This window comes from Streptomyces wedmorensis (assembly GCF_000716445.1).
GTDB classification, from domain to species: Bacteria; Actinomycetota; Actinomycetes; order Streptomycetales; family Streptomycetaceae; genus Streptomyces; species Streptomyces wedmorensis.
Map to the genome: position 1 here is coordinate 20,164 of NZ_JNWK01000043.1, position 23,626 is coordinate 43,789.

The window sequence follows — 23,626 nt, forward strand, 5'->3', positions numbered from 1 at the left end:
GACGCGGAGCACATAGGGGAGACGGAGCACGCAAGAGCTCGGGGCGAGCCGACGGTTCCGGTGTGGTCCGCACCTACCGGTACGCGTTTCTCGTCCCCGCGGTCGCCGTCTTCACCGTCTTCTTCCTGCTGCCTGCCTTCTTCGGCATGTACCTCTCGCTCACCGACGCTTCGACCTTCGTCCCGGACACACGCTTCATCGGTCTGGACAACTACCGTCTGATGGCCGGCGACAGCTCAGTGCTGTGGAACGCCACCTGTAGCCAGTTCGCCTACGCCGCCTGCGTGACCGTCGGCAAGACGGTCCTGGGCGTGGCGATCGCCTTCCTCCTCGACCGCACCTTCCGCGGGGCCAGGTTCCTGCGGGTCGTCGTCTACCTGCCGATCATGTTCTCCACGATCGTGGTCGGCCTGCTCTTCGGCTACATCCTCAAGGCCGACGGCCCGCTCAACGTCCTCCTGAAGCCCTTCGGGCTCGCGCAGGACTGGTTCGGCAGCTTCGACCTGGCGCTTTACAGCGTCACCGCCGTCGACACCTGGATGGGCGTCGGCTGGACCGTCGTCCTCGTCCTCGCCGCCCTCCAGGCGGTTCCGGCGGAACTGATCGAGAGCGCCCACCTCGACGGCGCCGGCCCCTGGCAGGTGGCCCGGCACATCAAGATCCCGTACATCCGGCACGCCATCAATCTGGCAGCGCTGCTCACCTTCATCACCGGAATGAAGGCGTTCGACATGATCTACGCGACCACGGGCGGCGGCCCCGGTACGGCGACCGAGGTGCTCACCTCGTACGTCTACAAACAGCTCAACACCGGCGCCCTCGGTTACGCCGCCGCCGTCAACGTCTTCCAGTTCCTCATGATCACCGCCGTCGCCCTGGTGATCAACCGCTTCGTCCGCAGGATGGAGGCGACGGCATGACCCGCCGACCGGCCCGGCTCCGCGCCCGAAGGCTCCTCGCCTCCTCGGCCACGTACACCCTGGCGGCCCTGGTCGCCCTGGTCTTCCTCGCTCCGCTGTACCTGGTGCTGATCACCAGCGTGAAGGGGACCGCGGAGTCGGGGACGATGAGCTTCGCGCTCCCCGCCAGCTGGCACTTCGACAACTACCTCACGGTGATCACCACCGGCGACTCGCTCCAGGCCCTCGGCAACAGCGTCCTGATCGCGGTCGGTGTCACGGGCGGCACGGTCCTGGTGTGCTCGATGGCGGCGTTCGTGATCGCGCGCCGCCCGGGCCGGGTCACCGGCGGCGTCTACAGCTACCTGCTGACCGGGCTCGTCGCACCGTTCGCGTTCATCCCGGCGATCCGGCTCCTGCAGCAGATCGGTCTGGGCGGCTCGTACCTCGGCCTCATCCTGACGGACATCGCCGTGCAGATCCCCTTCATCACGCTGACCTACGTCGGGTTCATCCGGCAGCTGCCCCGCGAGATCGACGAGGCCGCGCTGCTGGACGGCGCGGGATCCCTGCGGCTGTTCTTCACCGTCATCTTCCCGCTGCTGCGGCCGGTCAGCTTCACCGCGCTGGTCCTGGTCTTCACCTATGCCTGGAACGAGTTTCAGAACGTGCTCTTCTTGATCCCCGACGCCGATCGGTGGACCCTTCCCATGACGGTGTTCACCTTCCAGACCACGCACAGCTTCGACTACGGGCTGGTGTGCGCCAACCTCGTCCTGACCATGCTTCCGGTGGTCGCCGTGTACCTCGTGGCCCAGAAGTACATCGTCAGCGGGATGGTCGCGGGAGCGGTGAAGGCATGAGCGAGGACCGTTTCGCACGCTCGGCGTGGTTCCGGCACGACCGCTTCGGGATGTTCATCCACTGGGGGCCGTACGCCGTCCCCGCCCGCGGTGAATGGCTCCGCTCCCACGAACGCGTCCCGCTCGCCGACTACCAGTACGCCGTCGACGGCTTCGGCGCCGAGGACTTCGACCCGCACACCTGGGCCGAACTCGCCGCCGCGGCCGGCCAGAAGTACGCGGTGCTCACGGCCAAGCACCACGACGGTTTCTGCCTGTTCGACACCGCACTCACCGACTACGGCAGCATGCACAACGGCATCGGCCGGGACCTGGTCGCCGAGTTCCTGGAGGCGTTCCGCGCCCGCGGCATCAAAGTCGGCCTCTACTTCTCACTGCTCGACTGGCGCCACCCCGACTACCCGCACCACGGCGACTGGGCGCACCCCGAGCGCGACAACCCCGCCTTCGCCTCCCACCAGCCCGACCTGGAGTCCTACCGGGCGTTCCTGCGCGGCCAGGTGAGGGAGCTGTGCACCAACTACGGCAAGCTCGACATCCTGTGGTTCGACTTCTCCTATGAGGGGATGGGCCCGGAGCAGTGGGGGGCCGCCGACCTCGTGGCGATGGTCCGCGAGCTCCAGCCGGACGTCATCATGGACAACCGTCTGGAGACCAGCGGTGAGGGCATGGGCTCCATCGTGACCGACGAGCCCACCCCGTACTGCGGGGACTTCGTCTCCCCTGAGCAGGTGATCCCGGTGGAGGGCTTCCACACCCCGGACGGCACCCCGGTGCCATGGGAAGCGTGCGTCACCCTCAACAACAACTGGGGGTTCTTCGCCGACGACGACCTGTGGAAGTCCCCGGGACAGATGATCACCAAGCTCGTGGAGTGCGTCGCGAAGGGCGGGAACCTGCTGCTCAACGTCGGCCCCGACGCGCGCGGCACCATCCAGCCCGAGGCCGCCGAACGACTGCGTCGGATCGGCCACTGGCTGGAGGCCAACGGCGAGTCCGTCTACGGGGCGGGGCCTGCCGGCCTCGGTACGCCCGAGTGGGGCTACTACACACGCTCCGGGTCGACCCTGTACGCCCACGTCCTGCGGGCCCCGATCGGACCGCTGCCGCTGACCGGTGTGCCGAAGGACGCGATCGAGCGCATCAGCCTGGTCGCCGACGGCCAGGAGCTGAAGCTCTGTGAGGAGTGGGTCGTGGCCTCGTACCCCGACATCCCCTTCGTGCAGTTCGGCGACGTCGGCCACTTCACGTATCCGCTGCCCGATTCGGTCGACACCGTCGTGAGGATCGATCTGAAGGACGACGCCACACCCGCGGAAGGTACCTCGTGAAGCTGCTGTGACCCGGGAGGGCGAACCCGGCCCCGGCGGGTGCGCCGGATTCGCTGCTCGCCTCTCACGGCGAGCCTGCCCGAGAAAGCACTCAGCCCGCGTCGCGAGACCCGCCCGGGGTGCCGGCGAGGCAGGCGAGGAGCAGCTCCTTGACGTCAGTGGCCCGGTAGCGCTCCCGCATGAGTTCGGGTGCGGAGCAGAGCAGCACGGGTGCGTGGGCGGGGTCGTCGGGGAGGCGGCCGTGGCTGCCGCGCACGCAGGACGGGTCGGTCGGGACCACGGACATGGTGCCGCGGATGCCGAGTTTCAGCTTGGCCAGGGAGACCGCGGCCCGCGCTATCACCAGCGGATCGGCGGGGTCGAAGAACAGCTCGGCGGGGTCGTAGCCGGGCTTGCGGTGGATCTCCACGCCCCGGGCGAAGTCCGGGGCGTGCGCGTCGTCCAGCCAGTAGTAGTACGTGAACCAGCTGTCGGCCGCGGCGACAACGACCAGCTCGCCCGAGCGGGTGTGGTCGAGGCCGTGCTTGGCCTGGGCCTCGCGGTCCAGGACTTCCTCGACGCCGTCGAGCTCCCGGAGCACCTCCCGGACGCGCGGCACGTCCGCCGGGTCGGCCACGTAGACGTGGGCGATCTGGTGGTCGGCGACGGCGAAAGCGCGCGAGGTCCACGGGTCCAGGTACTCCATGCCCTGCTGGCGGTGGACGTTCAGGAGGCCGGCCCGGCGCAGGGCGCGGTTGATGTCGACGGGGCGGCTGACCTCGGTGATGCCGTACTCGGAGAGCGCGACGATCGTCGTTCCCCGGGCGAGCGTCTCGGTGAGCAGGGGGGCCAGGGCCGCGTCGAGCTCGCGGGCGGCCTCGCGGGCCTGGGGCGACTCCGGGCCGTGGCGCTGGAGGTCGTAGTCGAGGTGCGGGACGTAGACGAGGGTCAGGTCCGGGTCGTGCCGGTCGAGGACGCGGCGGGCGGCGTCGATGATCCAGCGCGAGGACGTGAGGCCCGCCTTGGGCCCCCAGTAGTGGAAGAGGGGGAAGGTGCCCAGTTCCGCGGTGAGTTCGTCGCGCAGTTCGGGCGGGCGGGTGTAGCAGTCGGGGGACTTGCGGCCGTCGTAGTGGTAGACGGGGCGGGGAGTGACCGTGATGTCGACGTCCGCGCCCATCGCGTACCACCAGCAGATGTTCGCCACGGTGAGGCCGGGGCGGGTGCGGCGCGCGGTCTGCCAGACCTTCTCGCCACCGACGAGCCGGTTGTGCTGACGCCAGAAGGCCACCTCGCCCATGTCGCGGTCGTACCAGCCGTTGCCGACGATGCCGTGCCCGGTGGGCGGTTCGCCGGTCAGGAAGGTCGACTGGACCGAGCAGGTGACCGCCGGGAGGACCGTGTCCAGCTGTGCGGCGAAGCCGGTGTCGGCGACGGCGCGGAGGTGGGGCATGTGGGCGAGTACGCGCGGGGTGAGTCCGACGACATCGAGGACGACGACGCTCATGACGAGCTCCTGATCGGGTTCGAGTTCGGGAAGTCGGCCTCTGTCGGCGTGGCCGGGTCGGTGAGGCCGAGCGCAAGGAGTTCCCGGCGGGTCCAGTCGAGTTCGGCCGCGATGCCCGCTGCCAGCTCCTTCTCGTCACGCGGCGGCTCGGGCAGCACGGACCAGGTGTAGGTCTCCACTTCGAGGTGCGTGGTGCGCGGCCGGTCGGGCGTGAGCAGGGTGGCCAAGGTGTCCTTGAGCACCGGCCGGGTACTGGCCAGGGGCGGCGTGGGATCGGCGTGCACGGGGATGTGGAAGTGGGAGCGCCACGGCGCGTCGTCGCTGAGAGCACCCGCGCCGGTCAGCGCCGCGGGCAGGTCGTCGACGCCTGGGGCCGGAGTACCCGCCCGGCAGGTCTGGTGGAGGAACCGGGGCTCGTCGAAGGCGCCGAGAGCCCGCCGTACCTCGGGGTCGGCGGGTGTCTCCGCGTGCAGGGCGCAGGAGACCTGGGCCTTGACCACCCCGATGCCTGCCTGGGCAAGGCGTGCCAGCGCCGTCCCGGGGTCCTCGAAGGCGACGGCGAGGTGGCAGATGTCCAGGCACACGCCGAAGTGCCCCGGATCCAGGCCCTGGAGGTGCTGGACGGCCTGCGCGGTCGTCTCGACGACGCACCCCGGTTCCGGTTCGAAGGCGATCCTGATCGTGCGGCCCGTCCTGCGGCGGAGCTCGGCGAGCTCGCGGCCGAGTGCGTCCACGTGCCGTAGGGCACGGTCCTGGTGGTCCCGGGTCCAGCCGGCGCGCCAGCCGAGCGGGAGCGTGGAGACGCTGCCGGTGGTGACGTCGTCGGGCAGCAGCAACGCGAGAATCCGTGCGAGATTCGCCGTGTGCTCCCAACGCGCCCGCTCCGACCAGTCGGGACGGTAGACCGTGTGCTTGACCACCGGCTGGTGGAAGCCCTGGTACGGGAAGCCGTTGAGGGTGACGACCTCCAGGCCGCGCCGGGTGAGCTCGGCACGCAGCCGGAGCGCCGCATCCGGGTTGGCCGCCAGGTCGGCGGCGACGCGGTGGGCGAGCCAGAGGCCGATGCCGAGGCGGTCCGCGCCCAGGTGGTCCCGTACGGCGACGGCGTAGGTGTCGAGCTGGGCCAGGATCCCGTGCAGGTCTTCGGCCGGGTGCACGTTGGTGCAGTAGGCGAGGTGGACGAGGTCGCCGCCGCGATGCCGTAGGCGCATCAGCTGCCGCCCCTGCGCACGGAGTTGCCGGCGAAGTCCGCGGCGTCCGACGGGCGGGCCCCGGCGCCCTCGGCTTCGAGGGCGAGGCGGCCGCTCTGGGCGTAGAAGGCCACCGGGTTGTGCCAGAGGACCTGTTCGACGTCCTCCTCGGTGAACCCCGCCGTACGCATCGCGGAGGCGGTGGCCGCCGTGCGCAGCGGGTCGCTGTGGCCCCAGTCGGCCGCCGAGTTGACGAGCATCCGGGAGGTTCCGTACTCCTGGAGGATGCGGACCATCCGGTCGGGGTCCATCTTGGTGTCGGGGTAGATGGAGAAGCCCATCCAGCAGCCGGAGTCGGCGACGAGGGGCACGGTCACCTCGTTGAGGTGGTCGATCAGGACCCTGCCGGGGTCGATGCCGGATGAGCGTACGAGCTCCAGCGTGCGGGAGGTGCCGACGGCCTTGTCACGGTGCGGGGTGTGCACGAGGGCCGGGAGCCCGTGTGCGTCGGCGAGGGCGAGCTGGATGGTGAAGGCGTGCTCCTCGGTGTCGGTCATCGAGTCGAAGCCGATCTCGCCGACGGCGACGACGTTGTCCTTGAGCAGGTAGCGGGGCAGGTCGTCGAGGACGGGTGCGCAGCGGGGGTCGTTGGCCTCCTTGGGATTGAGGGCCAGGGCGCAGAAGTGCTGGATGCGGTACTGGGCGGCGCGGTAGGGCTCCCAGCCGAGCAGGGAGTCGAAGTAGTCGCGGAAGCTGGCCGCCGAGGTGCGCGGCTGGCCGAGCCAGAAGGCGGGCTCCACGACGGCCCTTACGCCGGCCGCGTGCATCGCCCGGTAGTCGTCGGTGGTGCGGGAGCTCATGTGGATGTGCGGGTCGAAGATGCGCATGGCTTCTCCTTTCGGGCGGGTCAGGCCTGGGCCGGCAGGGTGTCGGGAGCGGGCGGCGGGTCGAGCCGTTCGTGTACGTCGTCGGGTACGGCCCGCCCGGCGGCGGTGCGTTCCGCGGCGAAGGCCGCCAGCATGCGGGTGAGCTCGGGGCCGCTGCGCCGGTCGAGACCGGCCACGGCGTCGAGGGGGACGCCGAGGAAGACGCACTTGAGGACGGCCTGGCGCCACTGGCTCTGGCCCAGGTGGCGGGCGGCGTACGGTCCGACGGCGGCCGTGACGAGCCGGGCGTCGTTGGTGCGCAGGGCGTCCTCGATCAGGGGCGTGGCGTGCGGACCTAGGTGTCCGGCCGCGTCGAGGAGCGGGAGGGCGCGGAGCACGGCGAGCCGTTCGGCGGCGTCCCCTGACTCGTACAACTCCGTGAGGATCACCGCCAGTTCGCCCTCGCGTGCGGGGAGGGCCTGGAGCAGCTGGGCGCGGGTCACGTCGCCGGGGACCGGTGCACCGCCGCGTGCGGCGACGGGGAACAGAGAGGTGATCGCGGCGGGGTCGGAGCGGAGCCGGTCGAGTGCCTTGCTCGTCCAGGGTGGGGTGGCGGCGGCGCGCAGCGCGTTCAGTGAGCGCAGGGCGGTCTGCGGGCCGCTGTGGCTGTGGCGGGGCAGTTCGACGCCGACGATCCCCTGGTATCCGGTCTCGGACAGCGCTTCCAGGACGGACGGGAAGTCAACGTCCCCCTCGCCGAATTCGAGGTGGTCGTGGACGCCACGGCGCATGTCCTCGATCTGGACGCTGACCAGCCAGGGCGCGGCCCGCCGGACGCACTGGGCCGGGGTCTCCTCCTCCAGGCACTGGCAGTGCCCGATGTCCAGGGTGAGGCCGAAGGTCTCCGGGTCGCCGAGGGTGTGCCGCAGGCGCTCGTACCCGGCCAGATCGGAGACGAGCATGCCGGGTTCCGGCTCGAAGCCGAGGCGTACGCCGGCCTCGCGGGCGATCTCCACGAGGGTGGCGCAGCCGTCGGCGAGGAGGTCCCAGGCCTGGTCGTGCGAGGTGCCGGGGCCGAGGACGCCGCTCCACAGCGAGACCGCGTCCGCTTCCAGCTCGGCGGCGATCCGCACGGCCCGCGAGAGGAAGTCGAGGCGGTGGGCGCGGCGGGCGGGGTCGAGGTCCAGGAGGGTGGGGGCGTGTTTGTGCCAGGGGTCGAGGAGGTAGCGGGCCCCCGTCTCCACCACGACGCCGAGCCCGAGGGCGGAGAGTTTTCGGCGCGTGTGCGCCAACCGCTGGGGCAGGTCGGGCGCGTACGGGTCGAGGTGGGCGTGGTCCAGGGTGAGCGCGACTCCCGAGTAGCCCAGTCCGGCAACGACCTCCAGGGCCTCGTCGAGACGGTGGTTGGCCAGGCCGTTGGTGCCGTAGCCGAAGCGCAGCGCGGTCATGTCGGGGAGACCTTCCGGGAGAGACGGCGGGCGAGGGGGTAGGCCGCCAGGAGCGGCAGGACGGCTCGGGGGGAGCCGCTGCGCGCGGTCAGTGCCGCCTGGAGCGGGACGAGGGCGTGGATGCCGGCGGCGACGACGCGCTGGAGGCGGGCGGCGTCGGGGCGGGCGACCGCCTGGAGCTGGGCGGGGAGGCAGGCCGCGAGGTAGCCGCCGAGCAGCGCGGTGGTGGCGGCACGGCGGGCACGGCTCGTGTCCCCGGCGGTGGAGGCGGCCGTGGTGAGGCACAGGGCAACGGAGGTGGCGAGCGCGGCGGCTGGGAGCGACGCGGCGGCGCCCTCGACCTCCTTCCGGCTCACGGTGGTGAGGGCGTACGTATGGCCTGCGACGGTCAGGGCGGCCGGGAGCGCGCGGCGCCACGCGCCGCTGCCGGCGCCCATGAGGACGTCGAGGCCGCGCGCGGCGGCCATGGCGACGGGGCCGTAGGAGGTGTCCTTGAGGCGCAGGTCGTACGCCCAGCCGGTGGCGGCGAGCGGCACGGCGGCGCCGAGGGCGCGCCGGCCCCCGGCCACCGCGGCGAGGGCGAGTCCGGCTCCGGTGAGCGCGGTGGCGACGGCGATCGCGGTACGGGGAGCGACCCTGCCGGAGGGGATGGGGCGCCCGGGACGTTCCTCGGCGTCCACCTTCCGGTCGGCGTAGTCGTTGAGGGCCATGCCCGACCAGTAGAGGCAGACGGAGGCCGCGGCGAGGCCGGCCGTGTTCGCCCGGAGGGGCCGGCCCGCCGCGGCGGCGCCGGCGAGGACGTCACCGGGAACGGTGAGCGCCGCCGGAGCTCTGACGAGTTCGAGGAGGGCGCGCGGGTCGGTCATCGGGCGCCCTCCGCGTACCAGGTGCTCAGCCGCTCGAACTGGGTGACGAGCCGGTGGTCGGGGACGGTCCCCTCCGGGCCGACGGGGTCCTTGAAGAAGAAGCCGAGCTGTTCCTGCGGTCCGGCGGCGCCGGTCTGCCGGGCGCGGGCGAGGAACCGGACCAGGTCGAGGACGAGGGGTGCGGCCAGGGCCGAGTCCCAGCCGTCCCAGGTGAACTGGAGCGTCATGGAGGCGCCGAGGAACCCCTCGAAGGCGATGTGGTCCCAGGCCGTCTTCCGCTCCCCCATGCTGGGGACGTAGTCGATGTGGGTGAGCCCTTCGACGCCGGTGCCCAGCAGGGCGGCGAGCCCGCCGCGCTTGGAGGCGTTCTTGCTGGCGGCGGCTTCCGGGTCGGCCAGGGTGGCTCCGTCGCCGCCGCCCAGCAGGTTCGTGCCGGACCAGGACCGCACGCGCAGGGCCCGGTGGGCGAACAGGGGCGCGAGGGCCGTGCGGACGAGGGTCTCGCCGGTCTTCGCGTCGCTTCCGGCGTAGGGCAGGCCGAGGTCCTCGGCGAGGCGGCGGAGGGCCGGGATCCGCATGCCCGGTGACGGGGTGAAGCCGATGTGGGCGCAGCCGGCGCGCAGGGCGGCGTAGGCGTACAGGGAGCTGGGCGGCAGGACGTCGGCGCTGGTGGTGAGGGCCTGTTCCAGGGCTTCCGGGTCTTCGTGGGCGGGATGGGGTACGGCCGGGGGCTCTGTGGAGGAGACGTCGACGACGACGACGTCGCTCAGCCGGTGGCGGCGGCGGAAGGCGACCAGGTCCTCGACGAGCGCGGCGGCGGTCAGCGCCTGGGGCGGTCCGCCGGCCTCGTTCCGTACGCCCGGCCGGATCTCGGCGTCGGCGGCGTGAAGGGCCCCGGCGACGGGCCCGAGCAGTGCCGCCGAGAACGCCCCGGCCTCCGCGAGCTGCTCGGCACGCTTCGGCAGCGGGGTCTCGGTGACGTCGTGCCCGCCGAAGACGAGGCGGTCCAGGGCGGGCAGCCCGCTGCCGGCGAACTCCGGCAGCTGGGCGACCATGCCGGTCGGGGGGACGAGACCGGCGGAGACGGCGGCGGCGCCGATGACGGCCGTGGTGGCGACCGAGCCGCGGGCCCCGACCAGCCAGACGCCGATCCGCCCGGAGTCCCGCGCGGTGCCCTGAGGGGCCTCGGGGGCTCTGCCCCGCGGGGCGCGCTGCGGGCCGTCGGTCCCGGTGCCCTGCGCGGCGTCGGGGGCGCTGTCCCGTGTGGTCCGGCGTGCGGTGTCACTCATGGTCGGCTCCTGAGGCGGAGGTGTCGAACGCGGCGTCGAAGGAGGCGGCCGGGGGGCTGATGCGGGACAGGTGACGCAGGAAGGTCACGGCCTCTGCGGCGCCGGCCAGGCGGTCCATGCCCGCGTCCTCCCATTCGACGGAGAGGGGGCCGGTGTAGCCGACGGTGTTCAGCGCGCGGAGGCACTCCTCCCACGGAACGTCTCCGTGGCCGGTGGAGACGAAGTCCCAGGCCCGGCGCGGGTCGCCCCAGGGAAGGTGCGAGGAGAGCCGGCCCCGGCGGCCGTCCCGGGCGCGGATCTTCGTGTCCTTGCAGTCCACGTGGTAGATGCGGTCGGCGAAGTCGAGGATGAAGCCGGCCGGGTCGATGTCCTGCCACATCATGTGGGACGGGTCCCAGTTGAGCCCGAAGGAGGAGCGGTGGCCGATCGCGTCCAGAGCGCGCCGGGTGGTCCAGTGGTCGTAGGCGATCTCGCTGGGGTGGACCTCCAGGGCGAACCGGACGCCGTGCTCCTCGAAGACGTCGAGGATCGGATGCCATCGGTCGGCGAAGTCGCGGTATCCGGCGTCGATCGTGTCGGCGGGGACCGGCGGGAACATGGCCACCGTGTGCCAGATCGACGATCCGGTGAAGCCGACGACCGTGTCGACGCCGAGCAGCGCCGCGGCCCTCGCCGTGTCCGCCATCTCGCGGGCCGCGTTCCGGCGTACCCGCTCCGGATCGTCGTCCCAGAGCCGGCCGGGCAGGATGGCCCGGTGACGGGCGTCGATCGGATGGTCGCAGACGGCCTGGCCGACGAGGTGGTTGGACACGGCCCAGACACCCAGGCCGTACTGGTCGAGGACCGCGCGCTTCTTCGGTACGTACTCCGGGTCGGCGAGGGCGCGGTCGACTTCGAAGTGGTCGCCCCAGCAGGCGATCTCGAGGCCGTCGTAGCCCCACTCGGCGGCGAGCCGGCACACCTCCTCGAACGGGAGGTCGGCCCATTGCCCGGTGAAGAGGGTGATCGGACGTGTCATCGGGGTTTCACTCCTCGTGCGCGTGCGGGGTGGTGAGAGTCAGCGGGGCTGCCGCCGGGGGCCCGGCACCCGCTGGATGTGCGGGCGCCGGGCCGGAGGGCGGCTCAGGTCCCGTCGGATCGGGTCAGGTCGGTCCGACGGGACGCGATCAGCCGGTCTTGGTGAACTTCCACTGCTGGTTGGTGCCGCCGTTGCAGGTCCACTGGATCAGCTGGACGTCGTCGTCGGTGGACTGCCCGGGGACGTCCAGGCACTTGCCGCCGGAGAGCGACACGACCCGGTAGACGCCCGTCCCCGCGGACTCCAGCTTCCAGCGCTGGTGGTCACCGGTGCCGCAGGTCCACTGACGGGCGAGCGCGCCGTCCTGGGAGACCTGGTCACCCGGCACTTCCAGGCATTTGGCGCTCAGTCCCGAGACCAGCCGGAAGGTTCCGTCCCCGGCGTCCGTGAGCTTCCACTGCTGGTTGGTGCCGCCGTTGGCCGCGTACTGGATGACCGCTGCGCCGTCCTCGGTGGAGGCCGACCGCACGTCGACGAGCTTGCCGCTGGACACGCTCGTGAGCGTGTACGTGCTTCCGTTCTCCGGGCCCGGCGGGTCCGTCGGCGCGGCGTCGCCCCGCCGCAGGAAGGTCAGCGAGTCCAGGTCGAAGGGGCTCCCGCCGGGGGCCTTGAACACCGCGTAGACGGTGTGCGTGCCCCGCGGGTCGGTGACCTTCACCGGCGTGAGGTGCTTGTAGTTGTCCCAGCCTCCCGTGCTCGGGACGGGGGTGGAGGCGATGAGCTTGCCCGTCGGCGAGCCGGCGCGCAGTTCGATGGAACCACCGGTGGCCGACGGGGAGGACACCCGGAAGCTCACCTTGTCGATGCCGGTCATGTTCATCGGGGTGAAGGCGATCCAGTCGCCGTCGGAGATGTCGCCGACGCGCTTGCCGCCCTCGGCTCCGCCCTGCTCGACGATCCGGACCCCGGACTTGGCCGTGGCGTACTCGGCCTGCTTGTGCCGGGGCTGCAGGGTGATGCTGGTGGTGCCCTTCAGACCGCCCGCGTCGGTGTAGTCGGCGGAGAGGACGAAGAAGGTGTTGGCGTCGGCGTCGTGACCGGAGGCGCTGGTCTGGATCGTTCCGGAGCAGCCGGTGAACTGGCCGGTGTCGTGGCTGTGGCTGTCGTGTCCGAGCGCCGCGGTCACGACGACCTTGGAGCAGTCGATCCTGCGGTCCTCGGGGTCGGTCACGGTCACCTTGTAGGCGATGCTGTCACCGAGCTGGATGAAGCTGCCGTCGGGCGGATTGGTGAAGGTGACCTTGGGGCGGGTGTTGCCCACGGTCACGGGGACGTTGGCGGTGGCGGTCTTGCCGCCCGCGTCACGGACCGTCAGCCGGGCGGTGTACTGCCCGTTGGTGGTGTAGGTGTGCGTGGGGTTCTCCTCGGTGGAGGTGGCTCCGTCGCCGAAGTCCCAGGCGTACGTGAGGGCGTCGCCGTCGGGGTCGCTGGAGCCCGCCGGGGAGAAGGTGACGGGGAGCGGGGCCTGTCCGGAGTCCGGCGTCGCGGACGCCTTGGCCAGCGGGGACCGGTTGCCGGCGACGTAGTCGATGCGATAGATGCCGTCGTCGGTGTTGGAGTGGCCGAAGCCGTTGCCCCACTCGGCGATGTACATGGCGCCGTCGGGGCCGAACTTCATGTCGATGGCGGCGTGCGGGTCGATCTGGGCGACCAGCGGGTTGATCTTCAGCAGCTGGCCGTCGGAGTCCAGGCGGAACTCCTTGAAGTAGTTGCGGCTCCACTCGTAGAAGAACGGCGTCTTGTCGTAGTACGCGGGGAACTTGCGCTCCGAGGTGCTCGCCGGGTCGTAGTGGTAGAACGGGCCGCCCATCGGGGCGCCGCCGCCGCTGCCGAGCTCGGGGAACCGGGTCGAGGCGTGGTAGTCGTACCAGACGGTGGCCGCCTTGGCGGCGGGCAGGTCGGTGAGACCGGTGTTGTTGGGCGAGTCGTTCTTCGGCGCGGAGCAGTCGAACTTCGCGCCCGAGGTGTTGGTGGTGAAGTCGTAGTCGTTGAACGGGGTGTTGTTGCCCGTGCAGTACGGCCAGCCGTAGAAGCCGGGCTCCTTGACCAGGTTCCATTCGACCGTGCCCTCGGGGCCGCGGTCGGGGTTGGCGGCGCCGGCGTCGGGGCCGTAGTCGCCGAGCGATATCCAGCCGGTCTCCGGGTCGACCGCGAAACGGAACGGGTTGCGGAAGCCCATCGCGTAGATCTCGGGCCGGGTCTTCGCCGTGCCCGCCGCGAAGAGGTTGCCCTGCGGGACGGTGTACGTGCCGTCGGCCTCGGGGTGGATGCGCAGGATCTTGCCGCGCAGGTCGTTGGTGTTGGAGGAGGTGCGCTGGGCGTCGTAGTGCTCCCGGCCCTCCCGCTCGTCGATCGGGGCGTACCCGTCGGAGGCGAAGGGGTTGGTGTCGTCGCCGGGGCCTATGTACAGGTTGCCGCCGGGGCCGAAGTCGAGGTAGCCGCCGGTGTGGCCGGGCTCGTCGACCTCGCGGTAGGCCGGAACCTCGATGACCTTCTTCTCACTGGCCATGTCCAGCGTGTCGTCGGCCTTGACGGTGAAGCGGGAGACCCGGTTGACCTCGGCCGTGCCCGTGGGCGAGTAATTGAGGTAGATCCAGCGGTTGGTGACGAAGTCCGGGTCGAGGGCCAGGCCGATCCCGCCGTCCTCGCCGCCGTCGTAGACGTCCAGGACGCCGGCCGTGTGCGTCTCCGAGACGCCGTCGTGCTCGTGGATGACGTGGACGGAGCCGGAGCGGGAGATGTAGAAGACCTTGCCGTCGTCGGCGACGTCCAGGGCCATGGGCTGGTCGGGCGCGCTGTCGAGGGCCACCTTCTGGTAGCGGTTGGTCACCGTGCCGCCGCAGTCGCCGGCCGCGGCGCCCGCGGCCCACTGCAGGCCGCCGAGCAGGTGCTGCCGGAACAGCGGCTCGGAGTACGAGGAGGTCTGGTGGCCCATCGCGGTGGCCCACACCTTGCCGCCCTCGGCGACCTGGCACCAGGAGATGGGGTGGTCGGCGCCCATCTTGGCGCCGCCCGCGTCGTAGGTGGTCTCGTCGGCGGTGACGAGGACGTGCACGTTGCCGCGCGCGCTCTTGTCGAAGTTGTACCACTCCTCGGCACGTACCCAGCGGTCCGGCAGCCCGGCGGTGGACGGGTGCACCTTGTCGGCGACCTTGGCGGTGCCCTGGACGATGGCGGAGTGCGCGGTCATGTGCGCACCCCCCATGACGACCTGGTCCCACCAGGGGAACTCCGCCTCGATGTTCATGTCGGTGGCGTTGTGGACGGCGACGACACCGCGTCCGCTGCGCACGTAGTTCTGCATGCCCTGGCGCTCGGCGTCGTTGTCCCAGACCATGCCGGAGGTCTGGAACATGATGACGGCGTCGTAGGTGTTCAGCCCGGCCGAGGCGAAGACGGCGGAGTCCTCGCTCTGGTCGAGCTGGAAGCCGTTGTCCACGGCGAGCTGCTGGAACATCGCCACGCCGGCCGAGATGGAGTCATGGCGATAGGCGCCGGCAGCGGTCTTGGTGAACAACAGCACCTTGAACGTCGGCTCGGCGACGGCCCGCGGTGCGGCGGCGGCCTGCTGGACGGGGAGTTGGAGGAAGAGAAGGGCGAGGAGCGTCATGGCGACGGCCGAGAGGGCACGCCTCATGCGTGAGGATTGCACTGCTTGGTCTCCCTGAGACGGAGGGTCGGCTGGGGTCAGTGCTCAGAGGGTCCGCAGGAATGCCAGTCCGTCGGTGGCGAGGGCATCCTGGGAGGCGGCCAGGGGCCGCCAGATGGAGGCGGCCGTGGCGATGGCCGCGTTGTCCGGGGTGAAGGACTCGATGACGAGCGGGCCTTCGTAGCCGCTCTCGTCGACTGCGGCGGCGAAGCCGGACCAGTCGAAGTGGTCGGCGCCGGGGGCACCGCGGTCGGTCCCGCACACCTGGAGGTGGGCGATCCTGGAACCGGCGTCCCGGACGGCCTGGATCGGGCTCCTTTCCTCGATGTTGAGGTGGTAGGTGTCGAGGGCCAGCCCGCAGTGCTCGGGCAGCGCCTCCAGGGCCTGGTCGACGGTGTTGATCAGGCTGGTCTCGTAGCGGTTGAGCGGTTCGACGCCGATCCGCACACCTCGTTCGGCTGCGTGGTCCACGACGGGCGTGAGGTTCTCCCGCAGCTCCGCGTAGACGGCGGCGCGTTCGCGGGCGTCGAGCTTCCAGGTGCGGCCGACCGAGGCGTACGCCGGTCCGCTGACGGCCGGGGCGCCCAGGGTGACGGCGACGTCCACGCAGTGCCGCAGGTAGTCCTGGGTCTCGCGGATCGTCTCGGCGGAGGCGGCGACCAGTTCGCGGCCCGGCGGCATGACGAGGACGACCGAGGCGGCGAGACCGAGGCGTGCGAGGAGTTCGGCGGCCCGGTCGGGATCCCAGTCGCCCGGGCGCTCGACGGGAAGTTCGATCGCGTCGAACCCCCAGTCGGCGATGTGGGGGGCGAGCTTCTCCAGGACGGTGTCGGTGAGGGGCGAGGCCCAGACCCAGGTGTTGACGCCGAGGGAGCGCATCTACTTGCCGCCCCACTTCTGCGGGTATCCGGGCATGGCTTCGCAGCCGCAGAGCGCGTAGTGCAGGGGCGGCATGCCGGGTTTGAGGTAGTCACCGAGGCTTTCCTGGGTGACCTTGGGCTGCGGCAGGTTCCAGACCTTGGGCACGCTCTCGCCCTTGAGGATCTTGAGGGCGGCGATGACCGGAGTGCGCCATTGGTACGTGGGGTAGGTGGGGGCGACGGCGGTCAGGTCGGCGTCCTTCCACTTCTGGAGGAAGTCCTGCTGGTCCTCGCCGTTGATCGGCGGGACGGGCACGCCCGCGTCCTCGAAGGCCTCGACGGCGGCGACGGAGGTGGCGCCGGCATCCATCCAGACACCGTCGATCTTTCCGAAGCGCTGGATGTAGTCACTGACGACGACCTTGGTCTTGGCGGCGTCGCCGTCGGTGAACTCGACTCCGACGACGTCCAGTTCACTCTTGTCGAAGGCGATCTCCGCGGCCGACCAGCGGGTCTCCAGGACGTCGACGCCGGGCAGGATGCGCAGGGCGAGGACCTTGCCGCCGGGCTTCACCTCGTCGATGAGGAACTCGGCGGCGTCGGCGCCGAACGCGTACCCGCCGATCGGCTTGATGAAGGTGACCGGGCAGTCCGTCTGGACTCCGCGGTCGAAGACGATGACCGGCACCTTCGGGCAGGCGCCCTTGACGGCGGGGGTGAGCGTGGCGGTGGTGTTGGGCGAGACGATCAGCGCGTCACAGCCCTTGGCGGAGAGCTCGGCGATGTCGGAGATCTGCTTGTCGTCCTTGCCTTCGGCGTCCAGGACGGTGAACTCGGCGATCTCCTCGTGCAGGGCGACCTCGGCCTGCATCGTCTTCCAACCCACTTGGCGCCAGGGGTTGTCGGTGGCCGCGTTGGAGAAGCACAGGTGGTATTGCCCGGTCTTCTTGTACGCGGCCGTGTCGACCGGCTGCGGATCGATGGCCTGCTCCCACGGCTTGTCGGCCGGCCCGGTCGGCTGCTTGGCGCGCATGGCGAGTTGGGCGTCGTAGTCGGCCTGGACGAAGAACTTCGACTGGTCGCCGGTCTTCTTCTTGCCGTCCCCCGAGCCCTGGGAGGTGGCGCCGCCGGAGGCCGCGGGTCCCTCGGGCAGGTCGCTGGAACAGGCCGTGAGCGGAAGCAGAGTGGCGAGCACGGCACCGGCGAGCGCGCGTCTGGGGGTGAGTGACATGGAGATCAGCCCTTCGCGTGGGTGGGGTCGGGGGTGGTGTGGGTGGTGGCGTTCGTGGCGCGGGCGCGGGCCGCCCATGCGGGGAGGTTCAGAGCGCCCAGGGCGATGGCGGCGATGAGGATGACGCCCTGGACTGCGGATTCGAGGGCGCCCGAGATGCCGTACAGGTTGAGCAGGGTGAACAGGGCTTCGAGGGTGAAGGCTCCGGCGATGGCGGCCACCACCGAGCCGCGGCCGCCGCCGAGGACGACGCCGCCGAGGACGACCGCGGTGATGGCCTGGAACTCCAGGCCCTGGCCGACCTGGGCGGAGACTCCGGCGAACCCGCCGAGGAGGATCGCGCAGACCGCGGCCGACGCTCCGGAGAGCACGAACGCGATCGTCTTGGTGAGGGGCACCCGTACGCCCGAGAGCGCGGCGGCGCCCGGGTTGTCGCCGGTGGCGACGAGGGTGCGTCCGAAGTCGGCGCGCATCAGGAGCACGACGGCGGCCACGACGGCCAGGAGGATCAGGACGGACCACGGTACGGGGCCGAGGTCACCGCGCCCGAAGGTGCGGAACTGTTCGGTGAGCGCGCCGCGCGGGGCGCCGCCCGTCCACAGGAACACGGCGCCGGCCAGGATCAGCATCATGCCGAGGGTGGTGATGAAGGAGGGGACCCGCAGGAACGTGGTCACCGCCCCGTTGACCAGTCCGACCAGCGCGCCGAGGACGAGCAGCAGGGCGATGACGGGCCAGGTCGCCCCGGGGTCGCCGTCGATCAGCCGCGCCGCGATCACGACTTCGGCGGTGACGAGCGAGCCGACCGACAGGTCGAACTCTCCGGAGACGATGACGAAGTACTGGCCGGCGGCGAGGATCGCCAGCGGCGCGGCCCGCTTCACGAAGGCGAGGAAGCCGGGGAGTTCGAGGAAGTACGGGTTGGCGACGGCGATCGCGACGAGCAGGACTGCGAGGACTCCGAAGATGGGCAGGGTGCGTCTCATCGGGCGAGCCTCCGGCGGGCGTAGATCGCCAGGGCGGCGACAAAAACAAGCCCGCGGACCACGTCCTTGGCGAACGAGTTGATCTCGAGCTGGTTGAAGACGCTGTCGAGGACGGCCAGGAGGAGCACGCCTCCGGCGGTGCCGGCCACGCCTCCCCGGCCCCCCGCGAGGGCGGTGCCGCCGAGGACGACCGCGGCGATGGACTCCAGGTCGTAGCCTCCGTCGCTGCCGACGGTCGGCGCGCCGGCGCCGAGCCGTGCGGCGAGCAGGAGACCGGCCATGCCGGCGCACAGCGCGCAGAGCACATGGGCGGCGACGACGACCCGGTCCGTGCGTACTCCGGAGAGGCGGGCGACCTCGGGATCGCCTCCGACGGCGTAGATCCGGTAGCCGAGGGTGGTGCGGCGGAGCAGGAACCAGGCGGCGAACGCGATGGCCGCCCAGAGCAGGGCTGATACGGGGACGGGGCCGACGCGGTCGTACCCCAGGTGCTGGAAGGACTCGGGCACGCTGCCTGCGGGGCCGTCGTACCGCTGGTCGAGTACGCCCTTGATGATCAGTGAGATGCCCAGGGTCGCGATGAACGCGTGCACCTTGAGACGGGTGATCACCAGTCCGTTCACCAGGCCGACGAGGGCGCTGACGGCCAGAACGGCGCCGACCGCGGGGAGGACCCCGTAGCCGGCCATGGTCTCGGCCGCGACCAGGGAGACCAGGCTGACGAGGAAGGCGACCGAGAGGTCCAGGGAGCCGGCGAGGATCACGAGCGTCTGGCCCACGGCGACGATGCCGAGCGCGGCCGAGCGCTGGAGGATGCCGACGGTGTTCGCCTGGCTGAAGAACTGGCCGCCGTCGGTGAGGAAGAGGATCCAGGCGAGGACCGTCAGCGCCACGAGCGCCAGGTAGACGGGGCGGGCCGGGCTGTCGGCGCCGAGGTCGCGGAGACCGCGCGGAGCCGAGGTCCTGGGCAGGGGGGTGTGCAGTTCCTGGGTCATGATCCGGCCGCCAGTTCCATCACGGCTTCCTCCGTCGCGCCTGCGGGCAGTCGACCGGCGATCCGGCCGTCCCGCAGGACGAGGATCCGGTCGCTCATGCCGATGAGTTCGGGGAGCTCGGAGGAGACCATCAGGACGGCCATGCCGCCGTCGGCGAGTTCTCGTACGAGCTCGTGGATGGCCGCCTTGGCACCGACGTCGACGCCTCTGGTCGGCTCGTCGAAGAGCAGCACCCTCGGGGCGACGGTCAGCCACTTGGCCAGGACGACCTTCTGCTGGTTGCCGCCGGAGAGATAGCGGACCTCCTGCTCGGGGCGGGGCGGGGCCAGCCGTACCCGTTCGAGCAGCTGGAGTACGGTTCCGCCGGCGCGTCCCTTGCGGGCCCTCGCCACGAGCAGCGCGTTGTCGCGGACCGACTGGTGCAGGGCGAGCCCTTCGGACTTGCGGTCCTCGGTGACCAGGCCGATGCCGGCGGCGATGCCGTCCCGTACCGAGCGGGGTCTGCGCGGGGTCATCTCGCCCCGGGTGAAGGGCTCCGCGCCGAAGAGCGCCTTGACCAGTTCGGTGCGGCCGGCGCCCTGGAGTCCGGCCACGCCGACGATCTCCCCGGCGCGCAGCTCCAGGTCGATGCCGTCGAGCCGGTCGTTGCCGCCGCCGCGGACCGCGAGCAGGACGTCTCCCGGGGGCCGCTGGGCGCGGGGCGGGTAGTAGTCGGTGAGTTCGCGGCCGACCATCAGCCGGACCAGGTCGGCGGTGGTGATCCGGTCGATGGGTTCGGTGGCGACCTTGGCGCCGTCCTTGAGGACCGTGACCCGGTCGGCGAGGTCGAAGATCTCGCGCAGCCGGTGGGAGATGTAGAGGACGGCGATGCCGCGCTCGCGCAACTGGCGGACCAGGCGGTAGAGCAGTTCCACCTCGTGTTCGGCGAGGGCCGCGGTGGGCTCGTCCATGACGACGATCCGGGCGTCGACGGAGAGCGCCTTGACGATCTCCACGACCTGCTGCTGGGCGACGGAGAGCCGGCGGACGAGATCGCGGGGGCCGAACGAGTCCTCGCCGAGCGAGGCGAGGAGCTCGGCGGTCGTGCGCTCCATCGTTTCCCGGTCGACGAGACCGCGGCGGACGGGTTCGCGGCCGAGGAAGACGTTCTCGGCGACGGTCCGCTCGGGCAGCAGCGTCAGTTCCTGGTAGATGATCGAGACTCCGGCCCGCTGGGCGTCCAACGGGTGCCCGAAGGCCAGGGCGCGACCCTCGATCTCGATCGTGCCCTCGTCGGGGGTGTGCACCCCGGCGAGGATCTTCATGAGGGTGGACTTGCCGGCGCCGTTCTCCCCGATGAGGGCGTGCACCTCGCCGGCCGCCACCTCCAGGTCGACCCCGGAGAGCACCCGGGCGCCGGGGAAGCTCTTTCCGATCCCGGTCATCCTCAGCACGAGACCCACCCGCCGGTCCGTGCCGAGTCGAGGATCGCGTCGGTGACGACGGCGGCCCGGGCGCCGTCCGCGAACGTGGGCAGTCCGTCCCGGTGCTCCCCGCGCACCGCGGCGTAGGTGTCGGCGACGAAGGCGTCGAAGCAGTCGTGGAAACCCTGCGGGTGCCCCGCCGGGAGCGGCGAGTAGGGCAGGGCGGCTTCGGTGAGGGTCAGCGGGTCCCGGACGAGGGCTCTGGAGTCGGTGCGGCCGCCGAGCCACAGCTGGTCGGGGTGCTCCTGGTCGAAGGCGAGACTGCCGGTGGTCCCGGAGATCTCCAGGAACAGGCGGTTCTTGCGTCCGGGGGCGACCTGGCTGATCGTCATCGCGCCGAGGGCTCCGGACACGGTGGTGAACTGGACGGTGGCGATGTCCTCGGTGCGTACGGTCCCTCGGCCTGCCCGCTCCGGGACGACCACGGCGGTCTGGGCGCTGACCTTGGTGATCCGGTCGCCGGTGATGAACTCGGCCAGGTCGCACCAGTGGGAGCCGATGTCGCCGACCGCTCGGCCGGGACCGCCGAGTGCCGGGTCGACGCGCCAGTTGTCGTCGGTCGACTCCAGGAGCCAGTCCTGGAGGTAACTGCCCTGGACAAGGCTCACCTTGCCGATCTCGGCGAGCCTGGCGCGGGCCTCCCGGACCATCGCGTGGAAGCGGTAGGCGAACGGGACGGTGGCGACGAGCCCGGTCTGGGCGGCGCGTTCGGCCATGAGCGCCGCGGTCGGTGCGTCGGTGGCGAGCGGCTTCTCGCAGATGACGGCGAGCCCGGCGTCGAGCGCCTTCAGGGCCAGGGGCGCGTGGAGGTGGTTGGGGGTGCAGATGTGGACGACGTCGATGCGGCCGGAGCCGATGAGCTCCTCGGCCGACTCGAAGGCGAGCTCTGCTCCGAGGAGCCTGCCGCCCTCGAGCGCGGCCTCGGCGCTCGTCGCGGCAACGCCGACGAGCCGGGCACCGGCCTTGGCCACGGCCCGGGCATGTACCCGGCCGATGAAGCCAGTTCCGACGATACCCACCCTGAGTTCCGCCAACTCTCGTCTTATTTCAAGCATGTTACGGATCGTAGGAAGGACTTATGACGACGGTCAAGAAAAAGTGCGAAGTTCGATACCGTTAATGGGGCGCGACGACATCGAGACGGCGAGGAGACGGGGCATTGACCACAGAGGTGGCTGGAGCGGGTGCACTGCTGGCGATCCTTCGGGACGGCCGCGCCCGCACGCGTACCGAACTGATGCAGCTGACGGGGCTCGCCCGATCCACGGTGTCGCAGCGCCTCGACGCCCTGCTCGACCAGGAATGGATCGCCCCGGCCGGCGACGCCATCTCCTCGGGCGGCCGGCCCGCCGTGGCGTTCGCCTTCAACGACGAGGCCAGGCTGGTGCTCTCGGCCGACCTCGGCGCCACGCACGCGCGGATCGCCCTGACCGACCTGAAGACCCGGGTACTGGCCGAACACACCCAGGACATGCCGATCTCCGAGGGGCCCGAGCACGTCCTCGGCTGGCTGCTCGACGCCTTCGGCGCCCTCCTCGACCAGAGCAGCCGCACCCTCGCCGAGGTGTGCGGCGCAGGAATCGGACTTCCCGGGCCCGTCGAACACGGCACCGGACGCCCCGTCAACCCGCCGATCATGCCCGGCTGGGACGGCTTCGACGTGTCCCAGTGGCTGCGCGAACGGCTCGGCGTCCCCGTCCTGGTCGACAACGACGTCAACATCATGGCGCTCGGCGAGCACTGGGCTGCCGGCGACGAGTGCGAGCACCTCCTGTTCGTGAAGGTCGGCACCGGAATCGGCAGCGGCATCATCACGGAGCACCGCCTCCACCGCGGCGCCCAGGGGGCCGCCGGCGACATCGGACACATCAGGGTTCCTTCCGCCGGGGACCAGCTCTGTCGGTGCGGCAACACCGGCTGTCTGGAGGCCGTCGCCGGCGGCGCCGCCCTTGCCGCGCGACTGCGCGCCCTGGGCGAGGATGCCGCCGACGCCCGAGGGGTGGTCCATCTGGTGCGCTCGGGAAGCCCGTTGGCCGTCCAGCTGGTCCGCCAGACCGGCCGGGACATCGGCGAGGTTCTTGCCTCTCTGGTGAACTTCTTCAACCCGGGCGTGATCGTCGTAGGCGGCGACCTCGCGGACGCGGGCGAGCACCTTCTCGCGGGCATCCGCGAGGTCGTCTACAGCCGCTCCCTGCCACTGGCCACGCAGCACCTGACCATGCGCGGCCGCCTCCTCGGCGACCGCGCGGGCGTCGTCGGCGCCGCGGTCATGGTGATCGAGGACGCCCTCAGCCCGGGGGCGGTGGACCGCTCGGTCACCGCGGGCTGAGGAGCCTCACCTCCGTGGCGGCACCTCAGCCGAGCGGAGACCCGTCCGCGCCGAGGGTGTCGCGCAGCCACTGCTCGACTCCTGCCACATGGACCGTCGCCCAGGAATGCGCGAGATCGGGACGACGACCGGCGATGGCCTCGAAGATGGCCCGGTGCTGCTGCCGGGTCCGCTCCACGGCGCCCTCCTCCGTCACCCCGCGCCATGTCCGCGCTCGCGCGGTCGGCCCGGAGAGTCCCTCGATCAGCGAGCAGAGCACGGTGTTGCCCGAACCGACGGCGATCGCGCGGTGAAAGGCGAAGTCGTTGGCGATCAGTTCCTCCAGCGAGGCGTCCTCGGCGAGGTCGTCCAGCACCTCCCGCAGCGCGGCGATGTCCTCGTCGGGCATGACGCGTGCGGCCATGGCAGCGGCGGCGGGCTCCAGGATGCGGCGGACCTCCAGGAACTCCAGGACGGTGTCGTCCTGGTGGAAGTCGACGACGAAGCCCAGCGTGTCCAGCAGCAGTTGGGGCTGCAGACTGGTCACGTACGTGCCGTCGCCCTGGCGCACGTCGAGCACCCGGATGAGGGAGAGTGCCTTGACCGCCTCCCGCAGGGAGTTGCGCGACAGACCGAGCCGCTCGGCGAGATCGGCCTCCTTGGGGAGCTTCGAGCCGGGGCCGAGCTCGCCACTCACGATCATGGCCTTGATCTTCTCGATCGCCTCGTCCGTGACCGGCACCCGCTCCACCTCCCTCGCTCCTGCTCCATGCAGCATAGTCCTCGCTCCCGCGGTCGCCTCGCTCAGCCGGGGCCGACAG

The 23,626-nt window shown here is 71.2% G+C and carries 19 protein-coding genes; 4 read left to right on the forward strand and 15 right to left on the reverse strand.

All coding sequences use genetic code 11. The annotated features are described in order from the left end of the window. Positions 1-62: 62 nt before the first annotated feature. Genes OO54_RS28875 through OO54_RS28885 form a run of 3 tightly spaced genes read left to right on the forward strand, consistent with a single transcriptional unit; the run spans position 63 to position 3,093 of the window. Positions 63-920: a carbohydrate ABC transporter permease gene (locus OO54_RS28875; protein WP_033208143.1), complete on the forward strand. Its 858-nt coding sequence runs from the start codon at positions 63-65 to the stop codon at positions 918-920. Continuing rightward, positions 917-1,762, forward strand: coding sequence for a carbohydrate ABC transporter permease (locus tag OO54_RS28880; RefSeq protein WP_033208145.1), 846 nt, complete (start codon positions 917-919; stop codon positions 1,760-1,762). The genes OO54_RS28875 and OO54_RS28880 overlap by 4 nt, the downstream gene beginning before the upstream one ends. After that, positions 1,759-3,093: an alpha-L-fucosidase gene (locus OO54_RS28885; protein WP_033208147.1), complete on the forward strand. Its 1,335-nt coding sequence runs from the start codon at positions 1,759-1,761 to the stop codon at positions 3,091-3,093. The genes OO54_RS28880 and OO54_RS28885 overlap by 4 nt, the downstream gene beginning before the upstream one ends. 91 nt (positions 3,094-3,184) lie before the next feature. On the opposite strand, the gene OO54_RS28890 is transcribed toward OO54_RS28885, so the two are convergent. From OO54_RS28890 to OO54_RS28955, 14 genes are all read right to left on the reverse strand, one after another. Beyond that, a complete protein-coding gene (locus OO54_RS28890) occupies positions 3,185-4,576 on the reverse strand; it encodes an alkaline phosphatase family protein (protein ID WP_033208148.1) in 1,392 nt (463 codons plus the stop codon). Continuing rightward, a complete protein-coding gene (eboE, locus tag OO54_RS28895) occupies positions 4,573-5,787 on the reverse strand; it encodes a metabolite traffic protein EboE (protein WP_051787257.1) in 1,215 nt (404 codons plus the stop codon). The genes OO54_RS28890 and eboE overlap by 4 nt, the downstream gene beginning before the upstream one ends. Next, the gene (locus tag OO54_RS28900; protein WP_033208149.1) at positions 5,787-6,653 is read right to left on the reverse strand and encodes a TatD family hydrolase; all 867 of its coding nucleotides are present in this window, start codon (positions 6,651-6,653) and stop codon (positions 5,787-5,789) included. Before OO54_RS28900 ends, eboE begins: the two co-directional genes overlap by 1 nt. A 20-nt stretch (positions 6,654-6,673) precedes the next feature. After that, the gene (locus tag OO54_RS48585) at positions 6,674-8,080 is read right to left on the reverse strand and encodes an EboA domain-containing protein (RefSeq protein ID WP_051787258.1); all 1,407 of its coding nucleotides are present in this window, start codon (positions 8,078-8,080) and stop codon (positions 6,674-6,676) included. Continuing rightward, positions 8,077-8,946, reverse strand: coding sequence for an SCO3242 family prenyltransferase (locus OO54_RS28910; protein WP_033208150.1), 870 nt, complete (start codon positions 8,944-8,946; stop codon positions 8,077-8,079). The genes OO54_RS48585 and OO54_RS28910 overlap by 4 nt, the downstream gene beginning before the upstream one ends. Then, positions 8,943-10,235, reverse strand: a complete 1,293-nt coding sequence (locus tag OO54_RS28915) for an inositol-3-phosphate synthase (RefSeq protein ID WP_078905387.1) — start codon at positions 10,233-10,235, stop codon at positions 8,943-8,945. The genes OO54_RS28910 and OO54_RS28915 overlap by 4 nt, the downstream gene beginning before the upstream one ends. After that, complete coding sequence (locus tag OO54_RS28920) at positions 10,228-11,253, reverse strand: sugar phosphate isomerase/epimerase family protein (protein WP_033208151.1); 1,026 nt, start codon at positions 11,251-11,253, stop codon at positions 10,228-10,230. Before OO54_RS28920 ends, OO54_RS28915 begins: the two co-directional genes overlap by 8 nt. A gap of 148 nt (positions 11,254-11,401) precedes the next feature. Then, entirely contained in the window at positions 11,402-14,950 is a 3,549-nt protein-coding gene (locus OO54_RS28925) for a ThuA domain-containing protein (RefSeq protein ID WP_033208152.1), read from the reverse strand. A gap of 57 nt (positions 14,951-15,007) precedes the next feature. Next, the gene (locus OO54_RS28930) at positions 15,008-15,841 is read right to left on the reverse strand and encodes a sugar phosphate isomerase/epimerase family protein (protein ID WP_033208154.1); all 834 of its coding nucleotides are present in this window, start codon (positions 15,839-15,841) and stop codon (positions 15,008-15,010) included. Further along, positions 15,842-17,053, reverse strand: coding sequence for a substrate-binding domain-containing protein (locus OO54_RS28935; RefSeq protein WP_051787259.1), 1,212 nt, complete (start codon positions 17,051-17,053; stop codon positions 15,842-15,844). Between the two features lie 5 nt (positions 17,054-17,058). Next, complete coding sequence (locus OO54_RS28940; RefSeq protein WP_078905388.1) at positions 17,059-18,039, reverse strand: ABC transporter permease; 981 nt, start codon at positions 18,037-18,039, stop codon at positions 17,059-17,061. Further along, positions 18,036-19,034 carry an ABC transporter permease gene (locus OO54_RS28945; RefSeq protein ID WP_033208155.1) on the reverse strand — a complete coding sequence of 333 codons (999 nt, stop codon included), beginning with the start codon at positions 19,032-19,034 and terminating at the stop codon, positions 18,036-18,038. The genes OO54_RS28940 and OO54_RS28945 overlap by 4 nt, the downstream gene beginning before the upstream one ends. Beyond that, the gene (locus tag OO54_RS28950; RefSeq protein WP_033208204.1) at positions 19,031-20,467 is read right to left on the reverse strand and encodes a sugar ABC transporter ATP-binding protein; all 1,437 of its coding nucleotides are present in this window, start codon (positions 20,465-20,467) and stop codon (positions 19,031-19,033) included. Before OO54_RS28950 ends, OO54_RS28945 begins: the two co-directional genes overlap by 4 nt. Beyond that, complete coding sequence (locus tag OO54_RS28955) at positions 20,461-21,552, reverse strand: Gfo/Idh/MocA family protein (RefSeq protein WP_051787260.1); 1,092 nt, start codon at positions 21,550-21,552, stop codon at positions 20,461-20,463. Before OO54_RS28955 ends, OO54_RS28950 begins: the two co-directional genes overlap by 7 nt. 104 nt (positions 21,553-21,656) lie before the next feature. Here OO54_RS28955 and OO54_RS28960 point away from each other — a divergent pair, with 104 nt between their 5' ends. Beyond that, complete coding sequence (locus OO54_RS28960) at positions 21,657-22,826, forward strand: ROK family protein (protein WP_033208158.1); 1,170 nt, start codon at positions 21,657-21,659, stop codon at positions 22,824-22,826. Positions 22,827-22,851: 25 nt separating this feature from the next. Here the strand turns inward: OO54_RS28960 and OO54_RS28965 are convergent, their stop codons facing one another. Next, positions 22,852-23,547 carry a FadR/GntR family transcriptional regulator gene (locus OO54_RS28965; RefSeq protein WP_033208206.1) on the reverse strand — a complete coding sequence of 232 codons (696 nt, stop codon included), beginning with the start codon at positions 23,545-23,547 and terminating at the stop codon, positions 22,852-22,854. Positions 23,548-23,626: the final 79 nt, after the last annotated feature.

Excerpts from the sequence above, each read along its gene's own strand:
- OO54_RS28920 (WP_033208151.1), bottom strand. The coding sequence starts at position 11,253 with ATGACACGTCCGATCACCCTCTTCACCGGGCAATGGGCCGACCTCCCG.
- eboE (WP_051787257.1), bottom strand. The coding sequence starts at position 5,787 with ATGCGCCTACGGCATCGCGGCGGCGACCTCGTCCACCTCGCCTACTGC.
- OO54_RS28940 (WP_078905388.1), bottom strand. The coding sequence starts at position 18,039 with ATGAGACGCACCCTGCCCATCTTCGGAGTCCTCGCAGTCCTGCTCGTC.
- OO54_RS28915 (WP_078905387.1), bottom strand. The coding sequence starts at position 10,235 with ATGAGTGACACCGCACGCCGGACCACACGGGACAGCGCCCCCGACGCC.
- OO54_RS48585 (WP_051787258.1), bottom strand. The coding sequence starts at position 8,080 with ATGACCGCGCTGCGCTTCGGCTACGGCACCAACGGCCTGGCCAACCAC.
- OO54_RS28885 (WP_033208147.1), top strand. The coding sequence starts at position 1,759 with ATGAGCGAGGACCGTTTCGCACGCTCGGCGTGGTTCCGGCACGACCGC.
- OO54_RS28880 (WP_033208145.1), top strand. The coding sequence starts at position 917 with ATGACCCGCCGACCGGCCCGGCTCCGCGCCCGAAGGCTCCTCGCCTCC.
- OO54_RS28900 (WP_033208149.1), bottom strand. The coding sequence starts at position 6,653 with ATGCGCATCTTCGACCCGCACATCCACATGAGCTCCCGCACCACCGAC.
- OO54_RS28930 (WP_033208154.1), bottom strand. The coding sequence starts at position 15,841 with ATGCGCTCCCTCGGCGTCAACACCTGGGTCTGGGCCTCGCCCCTCACC.
- OO54_RS28935 (WP_051787259.1), bottom strand. The coding sequence starts at position 17,053 with ATGTCACTCACCCCCAGACGCGCGCTCGCCGGTGCCGTGCTCGCCACT.
- OO54_RS28890 (WP_033208148.1), bottom strand. The coding sequence starts at position 4,576 with ATGAGCGTCGTCGTCCTCGATGTCGTCGGACTCACCCCGCGCGTACTC.
- OO54_RS28955 (WP_051787260.1), bottom strand. The coding sequence starts at position 21,552 with ATGCTTGAAATAAGACGAGAGTTGGCGGAACTCAGGGTGGGTATCGTC.
- OO54_RS28925 (WP_033208152.1), bottom strand. The coding sequence starts at position 14,950 with ATGAGGCGTGCCCTCTCGGCCGTCGCCATGACGCTCCTCGCCCTTCTC.
- OO54_RS28910 (WP_033208150.1), bottom strand. The coding sequence starts at position 8,946 with ATGACCGACCCGCGCGCCCTCCTCGAACTCGTCAGAGCTCCGGCGGCG.
- OO54_RS28945 (WP_033208155.1), bottom strand. The coding sequence starts at position 19,034 with ATGACCCAGGAACTGCACACCCCCCTGCCCAGGACCTCGGCTCCGCGC.